The organism is Cylindrospermum sp. FACHB-282 (genome assembly GCF_014697195.1).
Taxonomy (GTDB): domain Bacteria; phylum Cyanobacteriota; class Cyanobacteriia; order Cyanobacteriales; family Nostocaceae; genus Cylindrospermum.
Genome location: NZ_JACJRJ010000017.1, coordinates 86,809 through 113,745, shown reverse-complemented (window position 1 = coordinate 113,745; position 26,937 = coordinate 86,809). Strand labels below are relative to the sequence as shown.

The following is a 26,937-nucleotide window of genomic DNA, read 5'->3' as shown; positions in this document are numbered from 1 at the left end:
CCCTCTCAAGGACAGCGGATTGAATTGGTTAGAGGTCAATTCCTCATCACCCAAAAATTCATCTCATCACCTCCCTTCGGGTAGGTGAGAGGCTTCTTTTTGTTTCAGCTAAAAACTGATCAATCTGGGCGCAGATTAGGACGCAGCCAGAAGACTTGGAACCCTTCTTAAAACCAAGTTCAAAAACACTTACTCATTATTCTCATCTAGCTATAAGAATGAGTAGGATTGAGGATAATTAGCTAGATTTTTGATAATTGCATCTACCCCCTACCCAAGGCGTGGTAGAAGCGTCGGTATCATCTAAAGTTGCATCATTCCCTAATGTGAGTCCTTCTGAGGTAGAGTCATTGTCATCAGGAGTGGTCAATTGATTCAGCGCCTCCAGAACCTCCGATGCAGACTGATAGCGCCCCTTAAAGTCAGCTAGAACCATTTTACTGAGAATTTGTGCTAAAGGACGGCTCACTACTGCCTGATGCACCCATTTCAACTCTTCATCAGCATCTCTTTCTAATTGATGGGGAGTGATACCAGTCAAAGCTCTAATGCCAATCATCCCAATCGCATAGATATCACTGCTATATCGTGGACGCCCAAAACATTGCTCGCTGGGTGCATAACCCTTCGTCCCAATGCCAATAGTGAAGGCGCTTTGCTCTAGATTTTCCATCTGTTGGGCAGTCACTTCTTTAACTGCACCAAAGTCAATCAGTACCAGTTTCCAGTCAGAGTGTCGGCGAATAATATTACTAGGTTTAATATCTCGGTGAATTACACCATTTTCATGGACAAACACAATTATTTGCAATAAGTCTTTTAAAATAGCGATAACTGCCCTTTCTTCAGTATTTTTGCCTGATAGCAGTTCCTTATTCAGGGGATGGCCAATTATATACTCTTGAACTAAATAAAATTCTTTGTCTTCTTCTAAAAAAGCTAAAAGCTGAGGAATTTGGTTGTGTGTTCCCAATTTTTCCAGGGTTTGCGCCTCAGAGTTAAATAAACGTCTAGCAAGTTCTAAACCCTCTGATTTGTTGCTAGATAGTTTTAGTTGCTTAACCACACACTGCGGGTTACCAGGACGTTGGATATCTTCAGCAATGTAGGTTTCACTAAATCCACCTGCACCGAGAACTTTAACGATTTTGTAGCGACTGCCTAGTATTTTCCCTGTGACAGCTAAATCCCTTTGCTGGATCAGGCTGTGGAGATCATCTTGTTGGCTGATAATCTCCTGAACAACGGGGGAAGATGAATATTTCTGAAAAATCGTGACTAATTGCTGCTTGCTGATTTTTTCCTTAACCACTTCGGTTCCCAGATAGGAAAGTCCGCCCAGGGCGATCGCTAAAATTGGTACTGTAGTTGGGAAAATTAACTGACCATAGATAAAGCTGCCATAGCTGATGCCGAACCAAATGCTGCCCACCCCTAGGCTACACAGAAATCGCTTAATCCCCTGCTTGTTTTTGGTAACGATGAAAGCTGAACCACCCACAAGCATCAGCACGAATAAACCGCGTAGGGGTGGACTATTAATTGCTGAGGCGATCGCTTTATTTTCCATCAAAGTAGCGATCGCATTGGCGTGAATTTCTACTCCCACCATCCGCTCAGGATATAGCCAGTTTTGGGAAATAGCCACTGGGTGATAATCATTGCTTAACTGGTTCGTGGCACCAATCAAGACTATCTTATCTTTGAACACCTTTCCCCCCTGTAAATAGGTGTTCCAGTTTTCTGGGTCAAGTACATACCATAAAGGAATCGTCTCAAAAGTCCCCGTATGTCCCCAAAAATAAATGCGATCGCCCTTTGGTTGGGGATAATTAACTTGTGCGGCAAAGAGCACTGCTTCAGCAAAAGAAGGTACTTTTGTTGTCAGGTTTTCACGTCCAGCTAACAACTTAGGAAATTCACTGGCCAATCGGTGAATTTTGCCATCCACTTCCAAAGGAAAATTCACTAAGCCAATGGTTGTTGAACCCGTGCGAAACATCGACTGGGGCTGAGTTAGTTGCAAAAAAGTGCCTTGGTGCGTCTGAGAACTTTCATAGAGTGCGGCCAAGGTGACTTTGCTGCCATACTTTTGTAATGCCCCTTGGAATAGGCGATCGTCAGCCACTCCATAACTGCTTGGCGTATCAAAAACCACATCTAATGCCACGGAGCGGGCACCCGCCTGCATCAAATTAGTAATTATCTGGGCGTAGGCAGCACGTTTATAGGGAAAAGATTTCAGTGGTTCTAGGTAGGCATACTGGTGCGGATCTGTTTTATAGTACTGTTCGGGGACTGATATGGACTGATCATCAATTGCCAAAATCACGATGTCTTTTGGAGGCAACATCGATCCACGCAGTTGAAAAAAAGTGGACAGCGTCTGACTTTCCATCAATTGAACCCAGCCCCAACCAGAAGTACTCAGCAGCGCTGCACCCAATGCTGAAGCACCATTTAGCAGATGACCTAAGCGGACTATCATCTGACACTGGCGTGCTGATGCCGTCGAAGTTGGTTTTGTCGGTTTACTTGACGGATTATCGGTAGCAGTGACTGATTTTTTGGTTAAGGTTGATGTAGGTTCTTCCGCCATATCGTGTTACTAAATTAATTTAGGGACAACGCTTTTATTTATTCAGACCCTGTTTTAGTGTAAACATTTTGAAATTAAGACTTAAATGACAATCTTATACATTTGTCAAGCATCCTTTAATCCTCAGCAAACTTGCTTCTTCACCATTCCTCCAGGAAACTCCCAATCTAGATCGTGCCTGACTCATTATCTGACTGAGGGCTTATCTGTGATTGTGGCACAGACTTAAGCTAGAGATGCTTTACCCGCGCAATTGGTGACAGTGAGATTTTTCCCTACCCCCAACGAAGGATCTACCAACAGCCACCCCAAGGGAGTTTTCTGACTCTAGTGTAATATTGGTATTCACCACAAAACTTTTCCTACTGTTGATGACAAAACCCATTGATGGGCATCAGCCTATATGCTATCTCAAGCCGATGCCATACCTCTTTAGGAGTAAACTTGAGTGTTATGCAGATCAGAATGCTGTTACTCAGTCAATTTTATTGGTAGATTTTGATCACGGGGCGTCTGTTGAAAGTGTCGGAGGTGAAATAAGTTGCAGCGCCCAGCATCTCAACTCTAATGTTTTAGCCGATTCTCTGCTTTGCAAGAGGTAAGATAAAAGCTATACATACAGATTTACTTTATAGAAAGTAGCAAAATTATCATGAGAGAATTGCTATAATCTATTGTTCCATCTAACATTCTTATCTATTATTAGGTGTAAATTTCTATGGGTTCTCCAATGAATCGTCTATCTATTTTTGTAGACGGAAACAATATGTTCTATGCTCAACAAAAAAATGGCTGGTTTTTTGACCCGCGAAGAGTCTTAGAATACTTCAAAAACGAGCAGTCAGAGACAACATTAATCAATGCATTTTGGTACACTGGCTTAAAAGACCCGCAAGATCAACGCGGTTTCAGAGACGCTTTAATTAGTTTAGGATATACAGTACGCACTAAAATCCTCAAAGAATACTATGATGATGTCTCCGGTCGCTACTCCCAAAAAGCAAATTTAGATATTGAAATTGTTGTAGATATGTTTAATACAGTAGACCAGTACGACCGAGTTGTATTATTCAGCGGTGATGGAGATTTTGAAAGAGCTATCGAACTATTACGCTCAAAAAATACACATATAACAGTAGTATCAACGGAAGGAATGATTGCCAGAGAGCTACGTAATGCTACGGATAGATATATAGACTTGAACGATATCAGAAACCAAATAGAAAAAACAGAAGCTTAGTCACCTTAGCAAATATTGACAAAGGTAAAAGTAAAAAACTAAGGTTCAAGGTATTTTAAGCCGGACAGTAAAAACTAAACAACGACCCACAAATGAGCAACAAACCCGATAAAATTATCATTTTTGATACGACACTCCGAGATGGAGAGCAGTGTCCGGGAGCAACCCTGAACATAGATGAAAAACTAGTAATTGCCAAGCAATTAGCCCGTCTGGGTGTAGATATCATTGAGGCAGGGTTTGCCTTTGCTAGTCCTGGAGATTTTGCCGCAGTCAACAAGATTGCTCAAATTGTCGGCACAGAAGACGGCCCAATAATTTGTAGTTTAGCAAGAGCTAGGCATGATGATATCAAAGCCGCAGCAGAAGCAATCAAACCAGCGGCTCATGGCAGAATTCATACTTTTATTGCTACTTCAGATATTCATCTCCAATACAAACTAAAAAAAACCAGACCAGAAGTAGTAGCCATAGCTGAAGAAATGGTAGCTTATGCCAAAACCTTCACTGATGATATAGAATTTTCTCCTGAAGATGCCGGACGCTCAGACCCAGAATTTCTCTACCAAGTTTTAGAGAGAGCGATCGCAGCTGGAGCCACAACAGTTAATATTCCTGACACTGTGGGTTACACCACCCCCAGCGAATTTGGGGCGATAATTAAGGGCATTAAAGAAAACGTCCCCAACATCGACCAAGCGATCATCTCCGTTCACGGTCATAATGATTTAGGTTTAGCCGTTGCCAACTTTTTGGAAGCTGTGAAAAACGGCGCTAGGCAACTAGAATGCACCATTAATGGTATTGGTGAACGGGCAGGAAATGCCGCATTAGAAGAATTAGTCATGGCGTTGCACGTCCGCAGGCAATATTTTAACCCCTTCTTAGGACGCCCAGCAGATTCTCAAGAACCACTTTCCAATATTGACACCAAACAAATTTACAAAACTTCGCGCTTGGTTTCCAATTTGACGGGAATGCTAGTGCAACCAAATAAAGCCATAGTCGGGGCAAATGCCTTTGCTCATGAGTCTGGCATTCACCAAGATGGAGTGTTAAAAAACAAGCTCACCTACGAGATTATGGATGCCCAATTGATTGGGTTGACAGATAATCAAATAGTTTTGGGCAAACATTCCGGCAGAAATGCTTTCCGCACCCGCTTAAAAGAATTAGGCTTTGAACTGTCGGAAACTGAATTAAATAAAGCCTTCGTCAGATTCAAAGAAGTAGCGGATAAAAAGAAAGAAATTTCTGATTGGGATTTAGAAGCAATTGTCAATGATGAAATTCAACAAGCCCCCGCTTTATTCCAAGTAGAGTTGGTGCAAGTTTCCTGCGGTAGCAACGCCAAACCCACCGCTACAGTTACCCTCCGCACCCCAGAAGGTGAAGAATTAACTGATGCAGCTATTGGTACAGGGCCAGTTGATGCTGTTTACAAAGCCATTAACCGGGTGGTAAATGTGCCTAATCAGTTGATTGAGTTTTCTGTGCAATCGGTGACAGGGGGAATTGATGCTCTTGGGGAAGTAACCATCCGCTTACAGCACGAATCTAGAGTCTATTCTGGTCATGCAGCAAATACGGATATTATTGTGGCTTCGGCTCAGGCTTACGTAAATGCACTGAATAGATTATATGCGGCATTACACAATCAAGAAGAGCCAGAGGAAGTAACCGCACAGAAGGTGTAAACAGCCCAGGCACTTCCAGAGAAAAAGCCCGCCAAGATTTTTTGTAGGACAGGCATTTTGCCTGTCCTAAGAGCTATTTGATTTCTTCGAGTTTCCCCAGCCGTAATTAAGTAGTAATGGAAAATTATTTGCACATTTTATTTGGCTCTGTGGCTTATCCAATCAAGGATACAGGATTTTAAAATCAGAAATTAATTTTGCACAGGTACCTAAATTAAAATTTAGTGAGAACTGCTATTAAGTATAATTACGGGCGTTAAATTCCTTTAATTATGAATATTTTTTGCTTTTTTAGGTATTTCTATTTACCTAAATAACAGAGGATTTTATTCTGAGGAATGATGTGTATAACAAGTAAACTGGAATGAGTAACGCCGAGAATACAAAATTACCACTGTGGGTACAAGACAGAGATACAGTCATTGCCCATGATCAAGGAGTAGAGTGGCGAGAAGGAAAGCGCCCAGATTATTCCTACACCAATCAATTTCTGCACCAAGAGAGCAAATTTAACCATCCAGAGGGTTCTTTAGAAGCGATCGCCCAAAACTTAGTTCGCACCTTTGAGATGGAAGCCTCCAATAAAGCTAATCCCCAACAGTGGCTTTCGATAGTCACCGATAAGTTTAAGATGAGTAGTAATGGGGGAAAAAAATATACTGCTCAAGATGTAGCCACAGAAGGAACTTATAACTTATTTATAGGTGAAACTGAGCATTATAGCTCCACTACAGAAACCTTTGAATCTTCATTTGTTGTATTTAATCAAGCCTTTCCCAATGGCTTTTTATGGGAATTAACAGAAGTGCTTTCTGGCCCGCCTAGCGTAACCTTTAAGTGGCGACATTGGGGAACATTTACTGGCTCATATAAAGACTATGCACCCACAGGAGAAACAATAGAAATTACTGGAGTAAGTATCGCTCGCGTAACTGATGATTTAAAGATTGAATCTTTGGAGCATTATTTTGATAACAATGCTTTTCTACAAAAATTAACTGCTGGTGGTTGTCCTTTTCATTCTTAACATTAGTTAGGACAATCACTAAAGCTTAAATAAGTCCAAAATTACACTCAGGGATAAAATATTCATGGGTGCGTTAGGCTTGCTTAACGCACCCTAAAAGATAAAAGTTGGGATAAAATATCTATTTGAATTACAGCAAATTACTTCAAGATGAGGTATATGAGGGCGGGCAAGATGCCCACCCCACAAGAGTTTAACTGCTAATATTTATAGTTCATTTACTTGCAAAGTGCTATATCTATGAATCAACCCTTAAACAAATCTTGGGATCAAGTCCGAGCCGCCTTTCAAAAAATATGGGGTTATGAAGATTTCCGTCCGCCACAGGGAGAAATAATCCGCAGTTTATTGGCACAAAAAGACGCATTAATTATCATGCCTACAGGTGGGGGAAAGTCGATTTGTTTTCAACTTCCTGCACTGCTACAAACAGGATTAACCTTGGTAATTTCGCCCTTAGTGGCGCTGATGGAAAACCAAGTTGAGGAATTACGCCAAAAACAGCAAAAAGCGGCACTATTGCATAGTGAATTACCTTCATTCCAGCGTCGTGCAACATTGCAAGCTTTAGAAAGGCAACAATTAAGATTACTGTATTTATCCCCAGAAACTTTATTAAGTGCGCCAGTTTGGGAAAGATTATGTGATCCACAATTGCAAATTAACGGTTTAATTTTGGATGAAGCACATTGTTTGGTGCAGTGGGGTGATACATTTCGTCCTTCTTATCGGCGGTTGGGGGCGGTGCGTTCAGCTTTGCTAAAATCAAAACCACCGGGGACAAAAATTAGCATAGCTGCTTTTACTGCTACTGCTGACCCTTTAGCGCAAAAAATTATTTCTACAGTTTTACAATTACAAAAACCTGAAGCTTTTCGGCTTAATCCCTACCGTTCTAATTTGCATTTGAGTGTCCGCATTGCTTGGACTCCTAGAGGTAGGAAGCAACAATTATTAAAGTTTATTCAAAATCGACCAAATCAAGGGGGTTTAGTTTATGTACGCACTCGGCGAGATAGCGAAAATTTAGCACTGTGGTTAGCAGAGATGGGTTATGTGACAGCGAGTTATCATGGGGGTTTGGGTGCAACAGAACGCCGCACTGTAGAAGCAAGTTGGTTAAGTGGAAAAATGCCCTTTGTGGTGTGTACTTGTGCTTTTGGGATGGGGATAAATAAGCCTGATGTGCGGTGGGTGGTTCACTTTCACTCACCAAATCTGCTGTCTGAATATGTGCAAGAAATTGGCCGCGCTGGAAGGGATGGTAAACCGTCTGAAGCGTTGATGTTGGTAAGTGAACCGACGGGATGGTTAGATTCTGAGGATAAACAGAGACAGCGGTTTTTTGAAGAAAAAGTGCGATCGCAACAACAAACAGCACAACAATTAATCAAAAAGCTGCCACAGCAGGGTGAAGTGAACGCTGTAACCAAAAAATTTCCCGATGGTGCGATCGCACTTTCTCTACTTCATAGTAGCGGACAACTCCAATGGCTTGACCCTTTTCATTACACGATTACCCAAAAAACGGGAACTCAGCCACCAACGCAAATACAAGCAGCCCAACAAATGAATAAATATTTAACTACCAAGCAATGTCGTTGGCAATTTTTGTTAAACGCCTTTGGTTTTGATAAAGAAGCTGCTAACTGGCGTTGTGGACATTGCGATAATTGCCGAAATTAGAACTACGCGATAATTTCCTGCTTTTTGCCCTTAAATTGCTGAAATATTGAGCGATGGCATGAATAACCAAATTTATCATCGCCTTATTCATTCAAAACGCTGTTTTTATGAATTGCCCCTATATTTCCTACTTGATGCGTAAGTCATAAGGTACTGAAAACCCAAAAAATAAACGATTTAATATCTACCAAAAGAAGCATTATTATCTGTTTTATTTCTACCGTGAGAGTTATGAATTTAAAACAAACAATGCTTAATCTTTGATTATTAGGTGGTTACCTAAAAAATATCAATAGGTGGTAACCACATAATTAATAATTTTGACTGATTTTCAACACTCTATCAAGGAGTAGATACCCATGCTTCAAGGTAATCAAGATCCTCAAACTACTATTTCCGCGTCCAACGACCAAAGTGGATCTTCCAGCAACGAAATTGTTGAACTATCCTTAGAAGAATTGATGCAAATATCTGGTGGTAGACATGGCGGATGCCGCGGCGGCGGTGGATGCCGTGGCGGCGGTGGATGCCGTGGCGGCGGTGGATGCCGTGGCGGCGGTGGATGCCGCCGCGGCGGTGGATGCCGTGGCGGCGGCGTATGGAACAGCTGTTGGCACCGCAGGCGTTGAGTTTTAGTGCCTTGTCATCACCGAACTAGTTTTAACTTAGCCACTTATTTTTGTTCGCGATAAGTGGCTATGCCTTTCACCAATCTAGGATTTTAGGAGAGAAGAAAATGGCTAATGCTAATTTCAATACAATCCATCCTCAATCTATTTCAAACTCTAACTCTTTATTGCTAACTGTTAAACCCTGCTCTCTTAATGAAGCAATCAGCTATCAAAATGAGGAAGTTGTTTATCGGTTTATCGACACCTATGATATTAGCTTTGAAGAAGGAAATGATATCTTTGTAGAAACAAAAAAATGGCTTTGGTTATGTGCTCAACCAGACATTGAAGAGTTATCAATGACAGAAGCGTTTTTTGCTATTGACGAAATGTGGCATGCCTTCATTCTTTTTACACCTGAGTACACGGATTATTGTTTTAACTACTTTGATCAATATCTTCATCATTTGCCTACCACTCAACGTGAGAAGGATGAAAGAAAGAAACTCCAAGAAGAAGACCCTGTTCTGGCAATGGAGAAGTATAATCAAGAAATGCTTAAACAATATGCTGTAATTTATGACAAATTAGGTGCTGAAACTGTGCTTAAGTGGCTTGTTGAATATCCAACACGTTATAGTGAAGAAGTTTTAAACCAGCGTCGCAAAGCTAAATCCTTCCCTGGGAAACCAACACCAGAACTTGAAGCTTTAGCTGCTTATTTGCAAGCTGGAAAAAAAGTAGTTCTGAAAAAGAACTAAAAAAGTAATATCATTCAAAATTTAGAAATAATTACTGCAATACTTATCGGATTTTGCGGTGACTTATTACCCAAAAAACGGGAAATCTGCCACCAACGCAAATACAAGTAGCCCAACAAATGAATAAATATCTGACGAGAAAACAGTATCGTTGGCAATTTTTGTTAAACGCCTTTGGTTTTGATAAAGAAGCTGCAAATTGGCGTTGTGGACATTGTGATAATTGCCGAAACAATTAGAACTACGCGATAATTTCCTGCTTTTTGCCCTTAAATTGCTGAAATATTGAGCGATGGGATGAATAACCAAATTCATCATCGCGTTTTTCATATTCTTGAATCCAATTTTGGAGAAACTCAAAAGTTTGTGCTTGCTCCTCTGGCGATTTGAATTTGTGTGGTTCCCAAAGGCGTTTACTATTATTTTCCAGACACTTATCAATGCCGGGATTTAGAAAATAAATTTCAGTTGAGAATTCAAGAGCAATTTTAATTAGCGTACTGTAGCAGCCTTCAATTACCCAAGAAGGATTATTTTTTATAAAGTCTCGTAGATCATTTTCTGAATCTTCGTGAGGACGCCGTATGGCAATTTTATTTGGTTTCCAGACAATAGTATCGAGGTCGAGAACAGGAATTCTCAAATCTTGTCCGAGTTTATTTGCAAGCGTGCTTTTTCCAGAACCAGAATTACCAAATATTAGAAATCGATGCATTGTAATGTTTTGATGTTAAATATGTGTGCCGGGCGATTAATTTTAGCTCAGTGATTCTAAAAAGGATCGGATTCCGCCAATATAAAGGCTACACAAACAAAGTCCTGGCGAATAGAATTCGCGGCTACACAAACAAAGTCCGCCTTCGCGGACTAAGAGTTGCGAATTCTATTCACTCCAACATTTAAAACTGCTGTAAAAAGCGCAAATCGCTATTGTATAAACGGCGAATATCATCGATTTGGTGTAACACCATTGCAAACCGTTCTACACCAAAACCGGCGGCAAATCCAGTATAAACTTCTGGATCATAACCCACAGATTTGAGGACATTTGGATCGACCATACCGCAACCCATAACTTCTAACCAGCGACCATTCCACTGCAAATCAACCTCTGCGGAGGGTTCAGTAAATGGGAAATAACTGGCACGGAAGCGAATTGGTAAATCGCCAAACATTGCTTGCAAAAATACCTTAATTGTGCCTTTGAGGTCTGTAAAAGTCAGTCCTTCATCAATTGCTAACAATTCTATTTGATGGAAAACTGCCGAGTGGGTGGCGTCTACATTATCTCGCCGATAAACTCGCCCTGGGGCAATAACCCGGATGGGTGGCTCCTCTTTTTCCATGTAACGAATTTGCACTGAGGAAGTGTGAGTGCGGAGCAAATTACCATCTGGCAGGTAAAAAGTATCCTGCATATCACGGGCGGGGTGGTCAGGGGGGGTATTGAGAGCCTCAAAATTGTAGTAATCTGTTTCCATCTCTGGCCCTTGAGCCACGGTGTAGCCCATACCGACAAAGATATCTAACGCCCGGTCAATAATGCCGTTGAGGGGATGGATGCGACCTTGGGGGCGATAAATTCCCGGCATTGTCACATCTATTGTTTCCGCCTCTAGCTGTGCTTGAATTTGAGCAGATTCTAAAGTGGCGCGTTGCTGGTCGAGGCTGATTTGCAGACTCTCTTTGACTGTATTGGCGATCGCTCCTATTTTCGGTCGTTCCTCGGCACTCATCTGCCCCATGCTTCGCAACAGTGCCCCCAGTTGCCCCTTTTTACCCAGATAGTTGACTCTGAGTTCTTCTAGGCGTTCTAGGGTATCTGCGGCGGCGATCGCTTTTTCTCCTTCCTGCCGCAGTGCTAAAAGTTGAGCCTCTAAATTGCTAGTCATTAGTCATTAGTCAAGAGTCATTAGTCTATAGTCTATAGTCCAAACCTGTGGACTGGAGAACAAATCACCCGTCTTTTATGCCATTAATAAACTAAAGGACTTCTTTTTTTACCTGTTTAGCATTGTAATTTGTTTTGTGGTTGTGACCAGAGACACTGACAATAGACCCTGAACTAATGAATAAATGACTAATGAAATTACTAATTAGCAACGATGACGGCATTTCTGCCCTGGGTATCCGTGCCCTAGCCAATTGCTTGGCAGAAGTGGGTCATGATGTTACTGTAGTTTGTCCTGATCGGGAGCGTTCGGCAACCGGACATGGACTAACCTTACAGCAACCAATTCGCGCCGAAATTGTCGAATCGGTTTTTCATCCTGCTGTCCATGCTTGGGCTTGTGATGGGACTCCCTCAGATTGTGTCAAATTGGCGCTGTGGGCTTTGTTAGAGTCTCCCCCCGACTTAGTGCTCTCTGGCATTAATCAAGGAGCCAACTTGGGAACAGAAATTCTCTACTCTGGCACCGTTTCAGCGGCAATGGAAGGCATGATTGAAGGTATTCCCAGCATCGCCCTCAGCCTAACGAGTCACACTTACAAAGACTTTCAACCTGCTGCCAAGTTTGCCCAACTCTTGGTAGAACAGCTAGCAGTAAAACCTCTACCAGATTTGATGTTACTCAATGTTAATATTCCGGCAATCAAATGGGAAGATATAGCTGGCGTTACTTTGACTCGTCAGGGTGTGCGGCGCTACGTTGATGTTTTCGACAAGCGAGTAGATCCCAGAGGAAAAACCTACTACTGGTTAACTGGAGAAGTCCTAGAGGAAGTAGAACAGCCAACAGGATTAAATCTGCCGCCAAACGTACCCTTTGACGTCCATGTAATTCGGAAAAATTACATCAGCATCACGCCACTGCAATACAATCTCACCTATGGAAATGCACTAGAGCAATTGTCCGGGTGGGAATTCCAGCTTCCGTAAATTATTTGACGAGGAGAACAGTATCTGTGATTAGTTAAATGCATCAGTGCCAATTTTAGGCTATAAAGTAGGAACTAAGATTGAAAAAGCCTGTAAACATCAGCCCGGAAAACTTGAGTCTTCTGCCTTGCAGTGACTTATTCATGTTGATCAAACTAACCTTAAACAAGATATGGTATTTTTTGAAAAAATATCTTCTACTAAAGGTAGTAAAACAGCATAAACTTAACAAAATAAGTAACATTTTTGTGATTTATCGCCCGCTCAATCCAGCAAGCAATACCAATGTCTAGGATAGAGAATCAATTTACTGTGCAATTTTGGGGCGTTCGCGGCAGCATCCCCAGTCCAGGGCCACACACCGTCCGTTATGGTGGTAATACCCCTTGCGTTGAGATGCAAGTGGGCGGTAAACGCTTAATTTTCGATGCTGGTACAGGGTTGCATGTTTTGGGGCAATCTTTGTTGCGCCAAATGCCCCTAGAAGCTCATATATTCTTCACCCACTCCCACTGGGATCATATGCAAGGGTTTCCCTTCTTTAGCCCAGGGTTTATCAAGGGGAATAACTTTCATATTTATGGTGCGATCGCTCCCGATGGTTCCACAATAGAGCAGCGGCTGAATGACCAGATGCTCCACCCCAATTTCCCTGTGCCTTTGCAGATTATGGAGGCCAATATGAAGTTTTACGACATTGGGGTGGGGGAACTAATACAGATCGATGACATTGTGATAGAAACCGCACATTTAAACCATCCAGGTGAAGCCATAGGATATCGAGTTAACTGGGGTGGTAGCGCGGCTGCTTACATTACCGATACTGAACATTTTCCTGATCGGTTAGATGAAACAGTCCTGTGGCTATCTCGGAATGCCGACGTGCTGATTTACGATTCCACCTATACAGACGAGGAATACCACAACCCAAAATCACCAAAAGTTGGCTGGGGACATTCTACTTGGCAAGAAGCGGTGAAAGTAGCAAAAGCTGCTAATGTCAAAACTCTGGTAATTTATCACCACGACCCCGCCCACAATGATGATTTTCTGGATCGTGTAGGGGAAGAAGTAGTGGAAAAATTTCCTGGTGCAATCATGGCACGGGAAGGATTAGTACTTCAGATTCCGGTCTCAGCTTCGCTATCAGAAGCAATTCCGGTCAGCAAGTTTTCCCTATGACGGTTGCTCTCGGAGGGATGATGGATTTTAGATTAGATTGGTGATCAGAGAGCTAACAGCGTCGGAGCATACCTGTTGAGTACGCGGCGACAACCAGAGGATCAGCTTTGTGGATTCACTCTTAAGAGTACAGCAGCCACAAAATGCCCTCAGTCGGTGGTAGAGAGTCCGCTAAGACCCAGCCGCAGCCCAATCCGGCGACTTCTCCCAAGCTAGGCTTTTGGCTGATGGCTAAAAGGGGTGAGATAAACACTCTCTGGCTCTGTGCTTGGTGGAGTAACAGGCGGTTGCCGATGACAGAGTAGCAGACCGCTGATAGCTAAAATAAACCTAAAATCCCAGAATCCACGTGCTAAATTTGTCTCAAAATGGGTGTTCTGTGTGGGTTGCTTCTTCTACTGAATTGGCTCTAACACCAACTGCTGTTGCTCTTGGTAAATTTGATGGTGTCCATCTTGGTCATCAAAGAGTAATTCAACCAGTTTTGCAGCAAGCCAGGGGTAAGGAAAAATGGGGCAATGGGGAGAATTTAGAATGCTCACCCCGTCAGCCTACTAGCCCGCCACCCCAACAAGATAACTCCCTAGCATTAGCAACCGAACACATATACTCAACAGTTGTTACCTTTCATCCCCATCCACAGGAGTTTTTTACAGGACAACCCCGTTCTTTGTTAACTCCACTTGATGAAAAAGTGCAACAATTGCGATCGCTTGGGGTAGAACAACTGGTACTACTACCCTTCGACAAAGAATTATCAGCTTTGTCTCCCGAAGATTTTGTTGAAAAAATTCTCGTGCAACAACTCAAATGCCAACGCATTAGTGTCGGGCAGGATTTTTGTTTTGGCAAAAAGCGCCTGGGTACCGCCAGGGATTTGCAATTACTCGCCGCCAACTATGATATCCCCGTAACTATCGTTCCCTTAGAAACTTATACAGGTGACTTACCCATAGAAAGCGGTTGCGTTCACGGTACGCAAAATGATGGTCGCATTAGCACTTCATTGATTCGCGAAACTCTGGAGAAAGGCGACATTCAACAGGCAAACCTCCTACTAGGACGCCCTTACACCCTCTCAGGAGTAGTAGTGCAAGGTCAACAAATCGGCAGAACCATTGGTTTTGCCACCGCCAACCTCCAACTACCAAAAGATAAATTTGTACCCCGTCAAGGAGTTTACGCCGTCCGAGTTTTCACCCAGAGTGAAACACAAAATGCTGCCACTACTCAGCATTTAGGCGTGATGAATATCGGCAACCGCCCCACAGTAGATGGTACTAATTCATCTGTGGAAGTACATTTGTTAGATTGGGCTGGTGATTTGTACGGTCAAACATTAGCCGTACAGCTAGTAGAATTTTTGCGCCCCGAACAAAAATTTCCCTCTCTACAAGCCTTAAAAACCCAAATTCAACTTGATTGCACTGTAGCTAAACAAGTTTTAAGTGCTGAACGCTGAAGAAAGGAAAGCTAATTGGGAACAATGTATATATTGGTAATTGGTAATGGGTCATTGGTAATTGGTCATTGGTAATTGGTAAACGACTATTTACCCATCACCCATCACCCATCACCGCATTACCCATTACCTATTACCTATCACCCATTACCTCTTTCCCTAGTGCATGAGAGAAAAAATTGACGCTTTAACACAAAATCTAGCTCGTACCATCGTTGGTAAAAGCGAGGCTATACGCTTAGTGCTAGTAGCTTTACTTGGTGGTGGTCATGCCTTGCTAGAAGATGTCCCTGGTGTGGGCAAAACCCTCCTCGCTAAATCCTTAGCCCGTTCTGTGGATGGCAAGTTTCAACGGCTACAATGTACCCCCGACTTACTACCAACAGATATCACCGGCACTAACATCTGGAACCCCAAAAGCGGCGAATTTAGCTTTATGGCTGGGCCAGTATTTGCCAATGTGCTGCTAGCTGACGAAATTAACCGCGCTACACCCCGCACCCAGTCAGCTTTGTTGGAAGTGATGGAAGAACATCAGGTAACAGTTGATGGCGTTTCTCGTGCCGTTCCCCAGCCTTTCTTTGTGATTGCGACTCAGAACCCCATTGAGTATCAAGGTACTTTTCCCTTACCGGAAGCACAAATGGATCGGTTTATGCTGTCTTTGAGTTTGGGCTATCCTTCAGAAACAGAAGAATTGCAAATGTTGCAAAGTCTGCAAAAGGGTATCAAAGTTGATGATTTGCAACCTTGTATTACCTTGGCAGAAGTAGCAGAATTACGCAAAATGTGTTCCCAGGTAAAAGTTGAAACTCCTTTGCAACAATACATTTTGGACTTGGTGCGGGCTACAAGAGAAGATGAAGAAATCACTTTGGGTGTTAGTCCCCGTGGTACTTTGGCACTACAAAAGGCTAGCCAAGCCCTAGCTTTTTTATCAGGGCGTGATTATGCCATTCCCGATGATGTGAAATTACTTGTTCCTCATGTTCTCTGTCATCGTCTCATCCCTAGAGGGGGAAGGAATGCGAGAACTATTGTAGAACGGATATTGCGATCGCAACCCATCCCTTAAAAATATAAAAAAAGAATCTCTCACCAGGAAAAATCTATGTTTGGTAAAAAGCAGCCAGAACAACCAAGCCAATCGCAAAATATGAGCGGTGTAGCTGCAACTGGCGGTTTGATTCAACAAGCACAGGCAGGGCGTGATGTCCAGCAAAGTCAATCAGGGAAATTGGAAACACAGCAGCAAATCACAAATATCGATGTAGTTAAGCAATTAGAAAATCTGGAAATAGCCGTAAAAGCCGCAAAATTGACTCAAGATGAAAAAGATGAACTGCTGGACTATTTGCGCCCCGCCAAGCGCGAAGCAGCAAAGGCAGGTGTGAATAAAGATATGGTGGGGCAGTACCTGAAACCAGTCAGTGAAACGCTCCAAACCATGAAAGACACCACAGAAGCAGGAAAGAGCTTGTGGCAAACTGGACAGGAAGTTTTTGGGGCGATCGCACCTTGGCTAGAAGCGGCAGCTAATTTGATTGGAATGTAGAGATATTTATAGCGCTTTTCGTTTGGGTGCAGTACGCTTTGACCTCTCTCCTAGGAGGAGAGAGGCTTTGAATCTTACTCCCCATTCCAGCAACAAAAGTTTTTCCTTTCCCCTCTCCTCTTAGGCTACGGTGTACACACAAGTCTCTCTGAATGCAATTTATGCTTTACCGAACAGAGGAAAAAAACCTCACCCTGTCCTGACGGACATCCCTCTCCTTCACAAGGAGAGGGAAAGGTTTTGCGTAGCACAACCAGGGTGAGGTTTTGGAGGACTTTTGGGTAATCGGATACCTTGGTGTACACCGTAGCTCCTCTTAGGAGAGGGTTAGAGAGAGGTAGGGAAGGGGGCTGGGGGGTTAGGTCTGTATTTCTCCACTGATAAAAGACATCTGGGGCAATTCCTTGTGGGTGTGGGTGATGGGGCAAAATCAAAATATTGACAATAGCTCACTTGAAAATAGTGCAATTCAGCAGGCTCAAGCAGGGCGAGATACTGTCAGCTTTCAGAATAGCCAAGATAACCAAGTCACCATTAATAACATTATCCTGCGGCTGTTTGGAAAATTAGAGCCACGGCAGGTTGATTGGGATTGGGGAAAGTTGTTACTAGAACAAAAGCAGTTACCTGATATCCGTCAACGCTTGGCTGATACCTTGGGACAGAAGCGCCTTTCTCTGAATGTCTCCCTTAAAGAACAGCCATCTTGGGTAAGTCGAACATTGCAGATTAATGGACAAGATTACGGAACCCTGGATGCAGATAAACTTCTAATTGAGACTTATGCGCGAGATGATATTGAAGGAAAACTGCTGATTTTAGGAGCGCCGGGAGCAGGGAAAACAACCGCGCTGTTGAGTTTAGCAGAGGAGTTAGTGCGTGGTGCGCTGAAAAATCCCCAAACCGTAATTCCCGTTATCTTTGAGCTTTCCACTTGGAGGGATGACAACCAAAGCATTGAAAACTGGCTGATAGAGCAACTTTATGAACTACACGGGGGAAACCGCAAATATAAAATATATGAACGCTGGCTAGAAAAAAGGGTGTTATTACCTCTGCTGGATGGGTTAGATGAACTCGGACTAGAAAGACAGAAAAAATGCACCATCAAGCTGAAGGAATTTGCCAAGCACTATCCGCAATTGGTAGTTTGCTGTCGTCTCAAAGAATTTGAAGCCGCAAACCTGAAGCTAAACACCCTCAGAGGTGCGGTGTGTCTCCAGCCGTTATCTGACTCACAAATTCAGAATTATCTCCACAGCCTGAAACGCCCAGAGTTATGGTCAGCGATTCAGAAAAATCCTCATCTGCAAACCCTGCTAGAACCGACTCCAGAAGGTGAGCCAGGCTTGTTGAGAGTGCCTCTGTTTCTCAAATTGACCGCCGATGTGTATGACCCACAGCAGCCCATTAGCGGCAAAGCAGACTTGTTAGAGAAGTATATTGAGCGTCAGTTGTCCAAAGATACCCGTGAGCAAGCTCGCCGGCAAGACCTGAAACAGGGCTGGGCATACAAAACAGTGAAAGATGAACCCCACTGGCGGCAAACCCGCAGCACTCTAAGCTGGATAGCACGGCAGTTACAGGCTAACAATAAGGTGGAGTTACTCATTGAGCAAATGCAGCCGAGTTGGATTGAGTTTGAACAGTTACGGCTGCGCTATTGGCTGCGTTATCGGCTGATTAGAGGACTCTTTGGAGGACTCTTTGGAGGACTCATGGGAGAGCTGATTATTGGGCTGATTGGAGGGCTGGATAAGATTGAACCTGTAGAAGCATTTCAAATTTCCATGTCTCGCGCAGCGAGACGAGAAATTTTAAACAGTTTGCGCGATTGGCTAATTATTGGGCTGATTATTGGGCTGATTGGAGGGCTGATTGGAGGGTTGATTATTGGGCTGATTGGAGGGCTGATTAGTGGGCTGAATATCGGGCTGAGTATCGGGCTGATTTACGGGCTGAAGCAGGAATTAAAAGTGCGATCGCATCCTAACCAGGGCATCTGGAACTCGTTACAAAGTATGCTGTGGACGACTGCCTTTATCTATCCCCTCAGCGTGATTTATGTAATGGCACTTGCAGTTGCTGGGACAGTGGTAGAAAAGCACAACTGGCTGGATCTGCTAGGTATTTTTTCCCGCAAACAGTCTCAACTTTTGCTACACGGACTGTTGATGGCGCTATCCTTCGGCTTCTTTTACGGCGGTGGACTAGCCTGTGTGCAGCATCTTTCCCTGCGCTTCGTCCTTTGGCAAAGTGGAGTACCCTGGAACCTTGCCCGCTTCCTCAACTACTGCGTCGAGAGGCGTTTGCTGTTGCGTGTTGGTGGGCGTTACCGCTTCCTGCACCGCGAACTCCTCGATCATTTTGCTGAGTCCAATAATTCCTGAATTTGTAGTTCATAATCATATCCGGCAAATCACCCATTCTGTAGAGACGTTCCATGCAACATCTCTACATTAGTTAGCAGTTTTTTATTCTGCTCCCCAGAACTCAGAACTTCGAGCTTTGAACTCGGAACTTCAAGCTTTGAACTCGGAACTTCAAGCTTTGAACTCGGAACTTCAAGCTTTGAACTCGGAACTTCGTGCTATGAACTCGGAACTTCAAGCTTTGAACTCGGAACTTCGTGCTATGAACTCGGAACTTCAAGCTTTGAACTCGGAACTTCGTGCTATGAACTCGGAACTTCGTGCTATGAACTCGGAACTTCATGCTCAGAACTCTAAGAGACTGCCAACAAATAAATTACCCAGTCTTGTGGGGTGGGCGTCTCGCCCGCCCATCAATCAATTAGGGCAGGCAGGATGCCCACCCCACAAGAGATAGTTGGGGCTTTTTTTATTTGGAAGTCCCTTATGATGAGCAAGAAGCGCGACATCTATCTGTGAGTGTGAGGTGTATGTCAAATTTGGTTAAGCCTAAATTCAATAAACGCCAACTCAAAGGCCGTCCCTTTGGGCTACTTTTGGTAATATTAGCTTGGAGTCTGGCTATGGGCTGGCTGCTGTCCCTCGCAACCAGCGCCCAAGGTGCTAACCCAGTTTCCACTATTGGCACCGTTGACGTAGTACCGGCGCAATACCAACTAGGGCAAGAACTTTATCTAGAAAACTGCTCAAGTTGTCACATTGCCTTACCACCAGCCGTTTTACCCACCCAAACTTGGCAAAATCTCCTGGAAGACTCCCAGCACTACGGTGTACAACTCAAGCCGTTAGTAGATCCGCCGCGTCTCTTGGTATGGAAGTATCTATCGACATTCTCCCGTGTCCAGCGACAAGAGGAAGAAACACCCTATCGCGTCGATAAATCCCGTTATTTCCAAGCCTTACACCCTGGAGTTAAGCTGTCACGTCCTGTAGAACTAGGCAGTTGCGTTAGTTGTCATATTGGCGCTAATAAGTATAATTTCCGTAGCCTTACCTCAGAATGGGAATAGAAGGGGCAAGGGGCAAGGGGCAAGGAAGAATTTATCGCTCATCGCCCCAATTTGCACAAGGTGAGTAATCGCTACTGGAGTATGGGCGGGGTTATCTGCCTCATCTGGGGGTGAAATGATACTATAAAGAAAGTCTAAATATAAGATATAAGTTAAAACCAATCAGTTTACTAAATGATTCGGTTCCTTTTTCAGCCGTTTTTGAGTTAATTTTCATTTCATACCCATCCACAACCTAGACAGTTGTGCTGGGTCAAATGTTTTTAATCAAATGCCGAACCTTTAATTTCCATCCCCCTTGATTCAGTTCTATAACTTGCCATGCTAAAACTTTTGTTGGGCGATCCCAACGCTCGTAAACTAAAGAAATATCAACCGTACATTACGGAAATTAACCTTTTAGAGGAAGATATTCAAGCTCTCTCTGACGAGGATTTAAAAGGTAAAACCGCAGAGTTTAAACAACGCCTTGCTAAAGGTGAGCCGCTGAATGACATCTTGCCAGAAGCTTTTGCGGTAGTCCGGGAAGCAGGAAAGCGAGTTTTAGGGTTGCGGCACTTTGATGTTCAACTCTTAGGTGGGGTGATCCTCAACTCTGGGCAAATTGCCGAAATGAAAACCGGTGAGGGTAAAACCTTAGTCGCTACCTTACCGAGTTATTTAAATGCTCTAACTGGTAAAGGTGTCCACGTCATTACCGTTAACGATTACCTAGCTCGACGGGACGCGGAATGGATGGGGCAGGTGCATCGCTTCTTGGGTTTAAGCGTGGGGCTAATCCAAGCTAGCATGACTCCCAGTGAACGCCAGAAAAACTATGAGTGCGATATTACTTATGTTACCAACAGCGAGATAGGCTTTGACTATCTGCGGGATAACATGGCGACATCAATGGCGGATGTGGTGCAACGCCCGTTTAATTACTGCGTAATTGACGAGGTTGACTCAATTTTAATTGATGAAGCCCGGACACCGCTGATTATTTCTGGTCAGGTGGAAAGACCGACAGAAAAATATCTGCAAGCTGCGGAAATCGCTTTTACACTCAAGCCTGAGGAACATTACGATGTAGACGAGAAAGCTCGTAACGTTCTTTTGACAGATGAAGGCTTTGCGGAAGCGGAAAATCTTTTGGGTGTGACAGATTTATTTGACCCAGAAGATCCGTGGGCGCACTTTGTTTTTAATGCGATTAAAGCTAAAGAATTATTCCTCAAGGACGTAAACTATATTGTCCGCAATGGGGAAGTGGTAATTGTGGATGAATTCACCGGTCGGGTGCTACCGGGGAGGCGTTGGAGTGATGGACTGCACCAAGCTATTGAAGCTAAAGAACATGTAGAAATTCAGCCAGAAACCCAAACTCTAGCGACGATTACTTATCAAAACCTGTTTTTGCTGTATCCCAAATTGGGGGGAATGACGGGAACGGCGAAGACGGAAGAACCAGAGTTTGAAAAAATATACAAACTAGAAGTGGCGGTGATTCCCACCAACCGGGTGAGAAACCGCCAAGACTGGTCTGATATGGTGTTTAAGACGGAACCGGGTAAGTGGAGAGCGATCGCAGGTGAATGTGGCGAAATGCACGAACTCGGCAGACCTGTACTCGTGGGAACCACCAGCGTTGAGAAATCGGAATATCTCAGCCGACTGTTGAAAGAGATGGAGATTCCCCACGAGTTGCTGAACGCCCGACCGGAAAATGTGGAACGGGAAGCAGAAATTGTCGCCCAAGCAGGACGCCGGGGGGCTGTGACCATTGCGACTAACATGGCTGGTCGCGGGACGGACATTATCCTTGGTGGTAACTCCGAGTATATGGCGCGTCTGAAGCTGCGGGAATACTTTATGCCGCGAATTGTCAGACCAGATGATGAAGATACCTTTGGTATCCAAAAAGCCAGCGGATTACCTGGTGGACATGGTGGGGGCCAAGGCTTTGTCCCTGGTAAGAAAGTGAAAACTTGGCGGGCTTCACCAGAAATTTTCCCCAGGGAGTTGACAAAAGAGACAGAACAGCTTTTGAAAGATGCGGTGGAAGTTGCGGTCAAGGAATATGGCGATCGCAATTTACCAGAACTAGAAGCAGAAGATAAAGTAGCTGTAGCGGCCGAAAAAGCGCCAACAGATGACCCTGTAATCAAGAGATTGCGAGAAGCTTACAACCGCGTTAAGCAGGAATATGAAGAATTCACCGTCCGCGAACATGAAGAGGTTGTAGGACTGGGTGGTTTGCACGTAATTGGTACAGAACGCCACGAATCGCGCCGGATTGATAACCAGTTGCGGGGAAGGGCGGGAAGGCAGGGTGACCCAGGTTCGACAAGATTCTTCCTCAGTTTAGAGGATAACCTATTGCGGATCTTTGGAGGCGATCGCGTCGCTGGCTTAATGAACGCCTTCCAAGTAGAGGAAGATATGCCCATTGAGTCAGGAATGCTCACCCGCAGTTTAGAAGGCGCACAGAAAAAAGTTGAAACCTATTACTACGACATCCGTAAACAGGTGTTTGAGTATGACGAGGTAATGAACAATCAACGCCGCGCCATCTACGCCGAACGCCGTCGGGTACTAGAAGGTTACGACTTAAAAGAACAGGTAATCAAGTACGCCGAAAAAACGATGGATGACATCGTTGATTTCTACATCAACCCAGAATTGCCCTCGGAAGAGTGGGAATTAGATAAGTTGGTGGAGAAAGTCAAAGAGTTTGTTTATTTGTTAGCGGACTTGCAACCCAGTCAATTAGAAGATATGGGTGTCAGTGAGTTAAAAGCTTTCCTCCATGAACAAGTGCGAATTGCTTACGACATGAAGGAAGCGCAAATAGACCAAATTCAGCCGGGACTAATGCGCCAAGCTGAACGTTTCTTTATCTTGCAACGCATTGATACTTTGTGGCGGGAACACTTGCAACAAATGGACGCTTTGCGTGAGTCGGTGGGGTTACGTGGTTACGGTCAAAAAGACCCGCTGATTGAGTATAAGAGCGAGGGTTATGAGTTGTTCTTGGATATGATGGTGAATATCCGCCGTGACGTGGTTTATTCGCTGTTTATGTTCCAGCCTCAGCCCCAGCCGGTGGTGCAAACTTCGTCTGAGATGGTGTAAGAAGGGAAGATTTCACGCAGAGGAGCCTGTGCGTTGTGCGGGTTCCCCGCGTTGTAGCAACTGGCGTCACGCAGAGGCGCAGAGAGTCGCTTTCTGCGTCTTTGTTTTGAGAGTTGAGGTTAATCATTCAGCAAACATTTCAGCCAAAATATCAAGAACTGCTTTTTGTTCATCTTCAGTAATTTGACCAAGAAATTTGACTAATCGAGTTTTATCTACTGTGCGAATTTGGTCAAGTACAATTTGTCCATCTTGTCCTTGAAATTGACAAGTTATCCTTGTAGGATATGTTTGCCCTTTTGTTGTCATTGGTGCAACAATAACGGTAGCAATATGGTTGTTCATCTCGTTTGGTGAAATCACTACACAGGGGCGTGTTTTTTGAATTTCACTACCAATGGTAGGGTCAAGATTAATTAGAAAAACATCAAATCGGTTGACTACCATTGCCATTCAATCTGATCCCATTCTGTTGTATTCACATCATCTAATACAACATCATCGTGTTTTTCTGCCATTGCTGCAAATGCTTTGTCCCAACCAAGCCTTATTTGTTCAACTGGGCGAATAATGAGATGATTCCCGTGAACTTCAATTTCTACTTCTGAGTTAATACCGCTTTGTTCTAACAGGGTTTTGGGGATACGAAGTCCCTGAGAATTGCCAATTTTTACTATTCTGGTTTTAATAGCTGTACCCATTTTATGTGATTGAGGATCAGACAGTATTTACATTGTAATTACAAAGATAATAGTAGTCAAGTTGAAAGCCTCAAGCAACGGTGCAAAGTTCTGAGATTGTGTAAGATTTTTTTCACGCAGAGGCGCAGAGAGGTTTTTCTGCTTCTTTATTTTATGATAAGATGAGAAGAAAAGAAATGAACCACGAAGGCACTTTCGCGTAGCTTCCTAAAACCTTTAATTATTTACGTTGCTCTACTTATCCCTGGATTAATATTTTTCCCAATTTTAGGCAGTGTCCAATGCAAGCGTTGTTTCAGAAATCGATACCAATGGTCAATGGTAAAGCGTCTGAGGTAAAGTCGCCAAACTTCATCTAAGGGAGGCATCTAATTAAAAATATCTGCTGGGTCAGCATCTCGAAGTTTTAACATTGCAATAGCACCAGAAATTAGGCACATAAGAAATGTTAGGATGAATACAAATAATGCTCTATTAAGATCCATATTCATAGGTAAACGAGATGCATTTTTAGTTAGTTCATACAAAATACTTGAGATTAAAAATCCAGGAATATAACCTAAAACTGCTAAAATCAAAGCTTCTTGTAAAACTAGGCTTAATAAATAATTTTGTGTGTAACCTATTGCCTTTAATGTTGCATACTGAGCTAAGTGTTCAGTTACATCGGTGTAAAGAATTTGATATACAATAACAGCACCAACGATAAAACCCATCATTGCACCTAGTGAAAAAATATATCCAATAGTCGAACTGTTAGCCCAATATTTCTTTTCCAGTTCTATAAACTCCTTATGGGTTAGCACTTTTACATCTTGAGGTAATTCTTTAATTAAATTTTCTTTAACTACCTGAACATTGGCATTGGGCTTAATATTAACTAAACCTAAGCTAACGTTTTGCAAATTTTCATTGAATAATCGAATAAAATTTAAATCGCTAGTCATTAAAATTCCATCAGCCGAAAAAATAGACCCTCCTAAACTAAATAAACCAACGACGGTAATTTTGCGATTATTAACTTCAGTAGAAACTTCTTGACCCTGCTCAAAATTTGAAACAACAGAACCAAATTCCCATCTAGATAATCTATCAAATAGTACAACATCAGGTAGTTTAATTTTATCCAAACTTGCATTTATATCCGGTATATCAAAAATGGTGTCCTCCGGATCGAAGCTAAAAATTAATATGGCACGATTGTTAGACTGACTGGGATTTTTCCAATCAGCAAAACGTACATATAACGAATTTGCTGATTCTACACCATCAATACTAAGAGCTTGATAAAGGCGACGATTAGGAAAATGTAGTCTGTAGGTTACATCTATCAAATTCTCAACACGAGGATGAGTGAGAATTAGGTCGGCATGAAATTTTTTATGTATTTCAGTTGCACTATCATAAAGGGCTACTTGAAATCCCAATTGCATAAAGATTAAAAGAGTTGAAAATGCAATGCCAGCCAATACTACCAGTAACCTATTTTTTTTGCTCATTAATTGGAGCCATGCTAAAGGTATTCTTTTAGACATTTACTTGACATCCTTATATAAATATTTTCTAATTGATGAATATATTTTGAATATTCAGATTTTTTCTAGGTTCATATAAATTCCATTATGAGAGTGTAATGTAATATCAAACTGAGGTTTAATATGCTGATTTTGCACTAAATGCAAGCGATATGTTTGTAATACTTTTATGACTATAAATTGCATCATCATGATAGCAAAATTTCTACCAATACAAGAGCGTACGCCAGTCCCAAATGGAATGTAGGCTAACTCAGAATGTGTAGGTTCTGTAACTTCAAAACGTTCTGGTTTAAAATCTTCTGGAGATTGCCAAAATTTAGGATGGCGCTGAACCATAAGAGGGCTAATATAAACGACTGTATTGGCGGGAATCTCATAATCTCCTAAATCATCCGATTGAATAGGGGTGCGTGCAAATATCCAAATAGGTGGGTACAGACGCAAAGATTCCTGAATTACCATCCGTAAATATTTCATACTGGAAATATATTCATAAGTAGGCGATTGATTTTTCAGTACTATTTCTATTTCGTACCGCAGTTTTTGTTCTACTTCTGGGTGTTGCGATAAAAGTAAAAATAGCCAAGCTAGGATACTTGCAGTAGTTTCATAACCTGCAGTCAAAAGTGTAACAACTTGATCTCTAATTTCTTGGTCTGTTAGGGAGTCACCGGTTTCTTCGTCACGGGCTTGAATTAGAGCATTCATTAAGTTATGCTGGGCTTTCTGCTGCTGGCGATATTTTGCTATCATTCCAAAAACAGTGTTGTCTATATTTCGTAGAGCAATATTTGCTTTGATGTTGGATCTTGTTGGTATCCATAGAGGTAGAGTCACTGGTGTAACAAGACGTTTCGCTCCTTCTGCTTGTATAATATTGACCGAATTAATAAAACTCTGCCACTCATCTGTAACATTGATACCAAAGAGAGTTGGAGCTACGACATCCAACGTCAAACGTAAGATTTCATCAGCGATATTCAAGGGTTGACCTTTATTAGCTGAAACTTCCCAACGTTTGAGCGAATTTGTCGCAACTTCTGAAATCATTGATGCATACTTTGCCATTTGATTGGCATGAAATACTGGTTGTGCGATGCGACGTAACCGTTCCCACTCCTCAGCATCCGTCGTTAGCAATCCTCGACCTAAAATTGGTATCCCTTCGGCTAAAAATTTACGATCACGGTGATAGTTTTTTCGGTTTGTAATCAGGATATGTTTAATGTAGTCAGGATGATTAACGTAGTAAAAATACATTGGCCCCATCCGGAATTTAGCAATATCACCGCATTCTCTGTTGAGATTGCCCAAAAACTGAAGCGGATTATCTCTAAATTCTGGGAAATGTCCTAAATAACCTCGTGCTTGTAGTTCCGGTATGGGCTTTTTGGCATATTTAATATTCATTAATCTTGAAATTCCCTCTGATGTGAATTAC

22 protein-coding genes and 1 pseudogene are annotated in these 26,937 nt (G+C 42.8%); 15 read left to right on the top strand and 8 right to left on the bottom strand.

Features of this window, described 5'->3' with window-relative positions:
* Window positions 1-238 precede the first annotated feature (238 nt).
* On the bottom strand, window positions 239-2,599 hold the full coding sequence (locus tag H6G32_RS11245) for a serine/threonine-protein kinase (RefSeq protein WP_190458119.1): 2,361 nt from the start codon (window positions 2,597-2,599) through the stop codon (window positions 239-241).
* Window positions 2,600-3,317: 718 nt separating this feature from the next.
* On the opposite strand from H6G32_RS11245, the gene H6G32_RS11240 reads away from it, so the two are divergent.
* The 7 genes and pseudogenes from H6G32_RS11240 to H6G32_RS11210 form a co-directional block, all read left to right on the top strand.
* Window positions 3,318-3,839 (top strand): LabA-like NYN domain-containing protein, encoded by a 522-nt coding sequence (locus H6G32_RS11240; RefSeq protein WP_190458117.1) that lies wholly within the window; start codon window positions 3,318-3,320, stop codon window positions 3,837-3,839.
* Between the two features lie 92 nt (window positions 3,840-3,931).
* On the top strand, window positions 3,932-5,536 hold the full coding sequence (locus tag H6G32_RS11235) for a 2-isopropylmalate synthase (RefSeq protein ID WP_190458115.1): 1,605 nt from the start codon (window positions 3,932-3,934) through the stop codon (window positions 5,534-5,536).
* 364 nt (window positions 5,537-5,900) lie between these two features.
* Complete coding sequence (locus H6G32_RS11230) at window positions 5,901-6,563, top strand: ester cyclase (RefSeq protein WP_190458113.1); 663 nt, start codon at window positions 5,901-5,903, stop codon at window positions 6,561-6,563.
* Window positions 6,564-6,803: 240 nt separating this feature from the next.
* Window positions 6,804-8,249: a RecQ family ATP-dependent DNA helicase gene (locus H6G32_RS11225; RefSeq protein WP_190458110.1), complete on the top strand. Its 1,446-nt coding sequence runs from the start codon at window positions 6,804-6,806 to the stop codon at window positions 8,247-8,249.
* 483 nt (window positions 8,250-8,732) lie between these two features.
* Window positions 8,733-8,885, top strand: a complete 153-nt coding sequence (locus tag H6G32_RS11220; RefSeq protein ID WP_190458108.1) for a hypothetical protein — start codon at window positions 8,733-8,735, stop codon at window positions 8,883-8,885.
* 100 nt (window positions 8,886-8,985) lie between these two features.
* Window positions 8,986-9,621: a hypothetical protein gene (locus tag H6G32_RS11215; RefSeq protein WP_190458106.1), complete on the top strand. Its 636-nt coding sequence runs from the start codon at window positions 8,986-8,988 to the stop codon at window positions 9,619-9,621.
* Window positions 9,622-9,701: 80 nt separating this feature from the next.
* Window positions 9,702-9,860 (top strand): annotated as a pseudogene (locus H6G32_RS11210) (RecQ family zinc-binding domain-containing protein); the annotation flags it as partial.
* Window positions 9,861-9,862: 2 nt separating this feature from the next.
* Here H6G32_RS11210 and H6G32_RS11205 read toward each other — a convergent pair.
* Window positions 9,863-10,336 carry a shikimate kinase gene (locus H6G32_RS11205; protein ID WP_190458104.1) on the bottom strand — a complete coding sequence of 158 codons (474 nt, stop codon included), beginning with the start codon at window positions 10,334-10,336 and terminating at the stop codon, window positions 9,863-9,865.
* A gap of 184 nt (window positions 10,337-10,520) precedes the next feature.
* Window positions 10,521-11,513 (bottom strand): phenylalanine--tRNA ligase subunit alpha, encoded by a 993-nt coding sequence (gene pheS / locus H6G32_RS11200; RefSeq protein WP_190458101.1) that lies wholly within the window; start codon window positions 11,511-11,513, stop codon window positions 10,521-10,523.
* A 191-nt stretch (window positions 11,514-11,704) separates the two neighbouring features.
* On the opposite strand from pheS, the gene surE reads away from it, so the two are divergent.
* Entirely contained in the window at window positions 11,705-12,502 is a 798-nt protein-coding gene (gene surE / locus H6G32_RS11195; RefSeq protein WP_190458099.1) for a 5'/3'-nucleotidase SurE, read from the top strand.
* 285 nt (window positions 12,503-12,787) lie between these two features.
* Entirely contained in the window at window positions 12,788-13,684 is an 897-nt protein-coding gene (locus H6G32_RS11190) for an MBL fold metallo-hydrolase (RefSeq protein ID WP_190458096.1), read from the top strand.
* A gap of 121 nt (window positions 13,685-13,805) precedes the next feature.
* On the opposite strand, the gene H6G32_RS27080 is transcribed toward H6G32_RS11190, so the two are convergent.
* Entirely contained in the window at window positions 13,806-13,937 is a 132-nt protein-coding gene (locus tag H6G32_RS27080; RefSeq protein WP_255502417.1) for a hypothetical protein, read from the bottom strand.
* Between the two features lie 96 nt (window positions 13,938-14,033).
* Here H6G32_RS27080 and H6G32_RS11185 point away from each other — a divergent pair, with 96 nt between their 5' ends.
* The 6 genes from H6G32_RS11185 (at window position 14,034) to secA (ending at window position 23,257) form a co-directional block, all read left to right on the top strand.
* Window positions 14,034-15,146, top strand: coding sequence for a bifunctional riboflavin kinase/FAD synthetase (locus tag H6G32_RS11185; RefSeq protein ID WP_190458095.1), 1,113 nt, complete (start codon window positions 14,034-14,036; stop codon window positions 15,144-15,146).
* 166 nt (window positions 15,147-15,312) lie between these two features.
* Window positions 15,313-16,221 (top strand): AAA family ATPase, encoded by a 909-nt coding sequence (locus H6G32_RS11180; protein WP_190458093.1) that lies wholly within the window; start codon window positions 15,313-15,315, stop codon window positions 16,219-16,221.
* A gap of 36 nt (window positions 16,222-16,257) precedes the next feature.
* Window positions 16,258-16,701 (top strand): hypothetical protein, encoded by a 444-nt coding sequence (locus H6G32_RS11175; RefSeq protein ID WP_190458089.1) that lies wholly within the window; start codon window positions 16,258-16,260, stop codon window positions 16,699-16,701.
* A 419-nt stretch (window positions 16,702-17,120) separates the two neighbouring features.
* The gene (locus H6G32_RS27535; RefSeq protein WP_190458087.1) at window positions 17,121-19,091 is read left to right on the top strand and encodes an NACHT domain-containing protein; all 1,971 of its coding nucleotides are present in this window, start codon (window positions 17,121-17,123) and stop codon (window positions 19,089-19,091) included.
* A 512-nt stretch (window positions 19,092-19,603) separates the two neighbouring features.
* Window positions 19,604-20,143: a cytochrome C gene (locus H6G32_RS11165; RefSeq protein ID WP_190458129.1), complete on the top strand. Its 540-nt coding sequence runs from the start codon at window positions 19,604-19,606 to the stop codon at window positions 20,141-20,143.
* 321 nt (window positions 20,144-20,464) lie between these two features.
* Window positions 20,465-23,257 (top strand): preprotein translocase subunit SecA, encoded by a 2,793-nt coding sequence (gene secA, locus H6G32_RS11160; RefSeq protein ID WP_190458085.1) that lies wholly within the window; start codon window positions 20,465-20,467, stop codon window positions 23,255-23,257.
* A 123-nt stretch (window positions 23,258-23,380) separates the two neighbouring features.
* Here the strand turns inward: secA and H6G32_RS11155 are convergent, their stop codons facing one another.
* The 4 genes from H6G32_RS11155 to H6G32_RS11140 all read right to left on the bottom strand — a co-directional run bounded on the left by H6G32_RS11155 (window position 23,381) and on the right by H6G32_RS11140 (window position 26,906).
* Window positions 23,381-23,710, bottom strand: coding sequence for a type II toxin-antitoxin system PemK/MazF family toxin (locus H6G32_RS11155; RefSeq protein WP_190458083.1), 330 nt, complete (start codon window positions 23,708-23,710; stop codon window positions 23,381-23,383).
* Window positions 23,698-23,958, bottom strand: coding sequence for an AbrB/MazE/SpoVT family DNA-binding domain-containing protein (locus tag H6G32_RS11150; RefSeq protein WP_190458080.1), 261 nt, complete (start codon window positions 23,956-23,958; stop codon window positions 23,698-23,700). Before H6G32_RS11150 ends, H6G32_RS11155 begins: the two co-directional genes overlap by 13 nt.
* 368 nt (window positions 23,959-24,326) lie before the next feature.
* A complete protein-coding gene (gene devC / locus H6G32_RS11145) occupies window positions 24,327-25,493 on the bottom strand; it encodes an ABC transporter permease DevC (RefSeq protein WP_190458078.1) in 1,167 nt (388 codons plus the stop codon).
* Window positions 25,494-25,547: 54 nt separating this feature from the next.
* Entirely contained in the window at window positions 25,548-26,906 is a 1,359-nt protein-coding gene (locus H6G32_RS11140) for a cytochrome P450 (protein ID WP_190458075.1), read from the bottom strand.
* Window positions 26,907-26,937 lie beyond the last annotated feature (31 nt).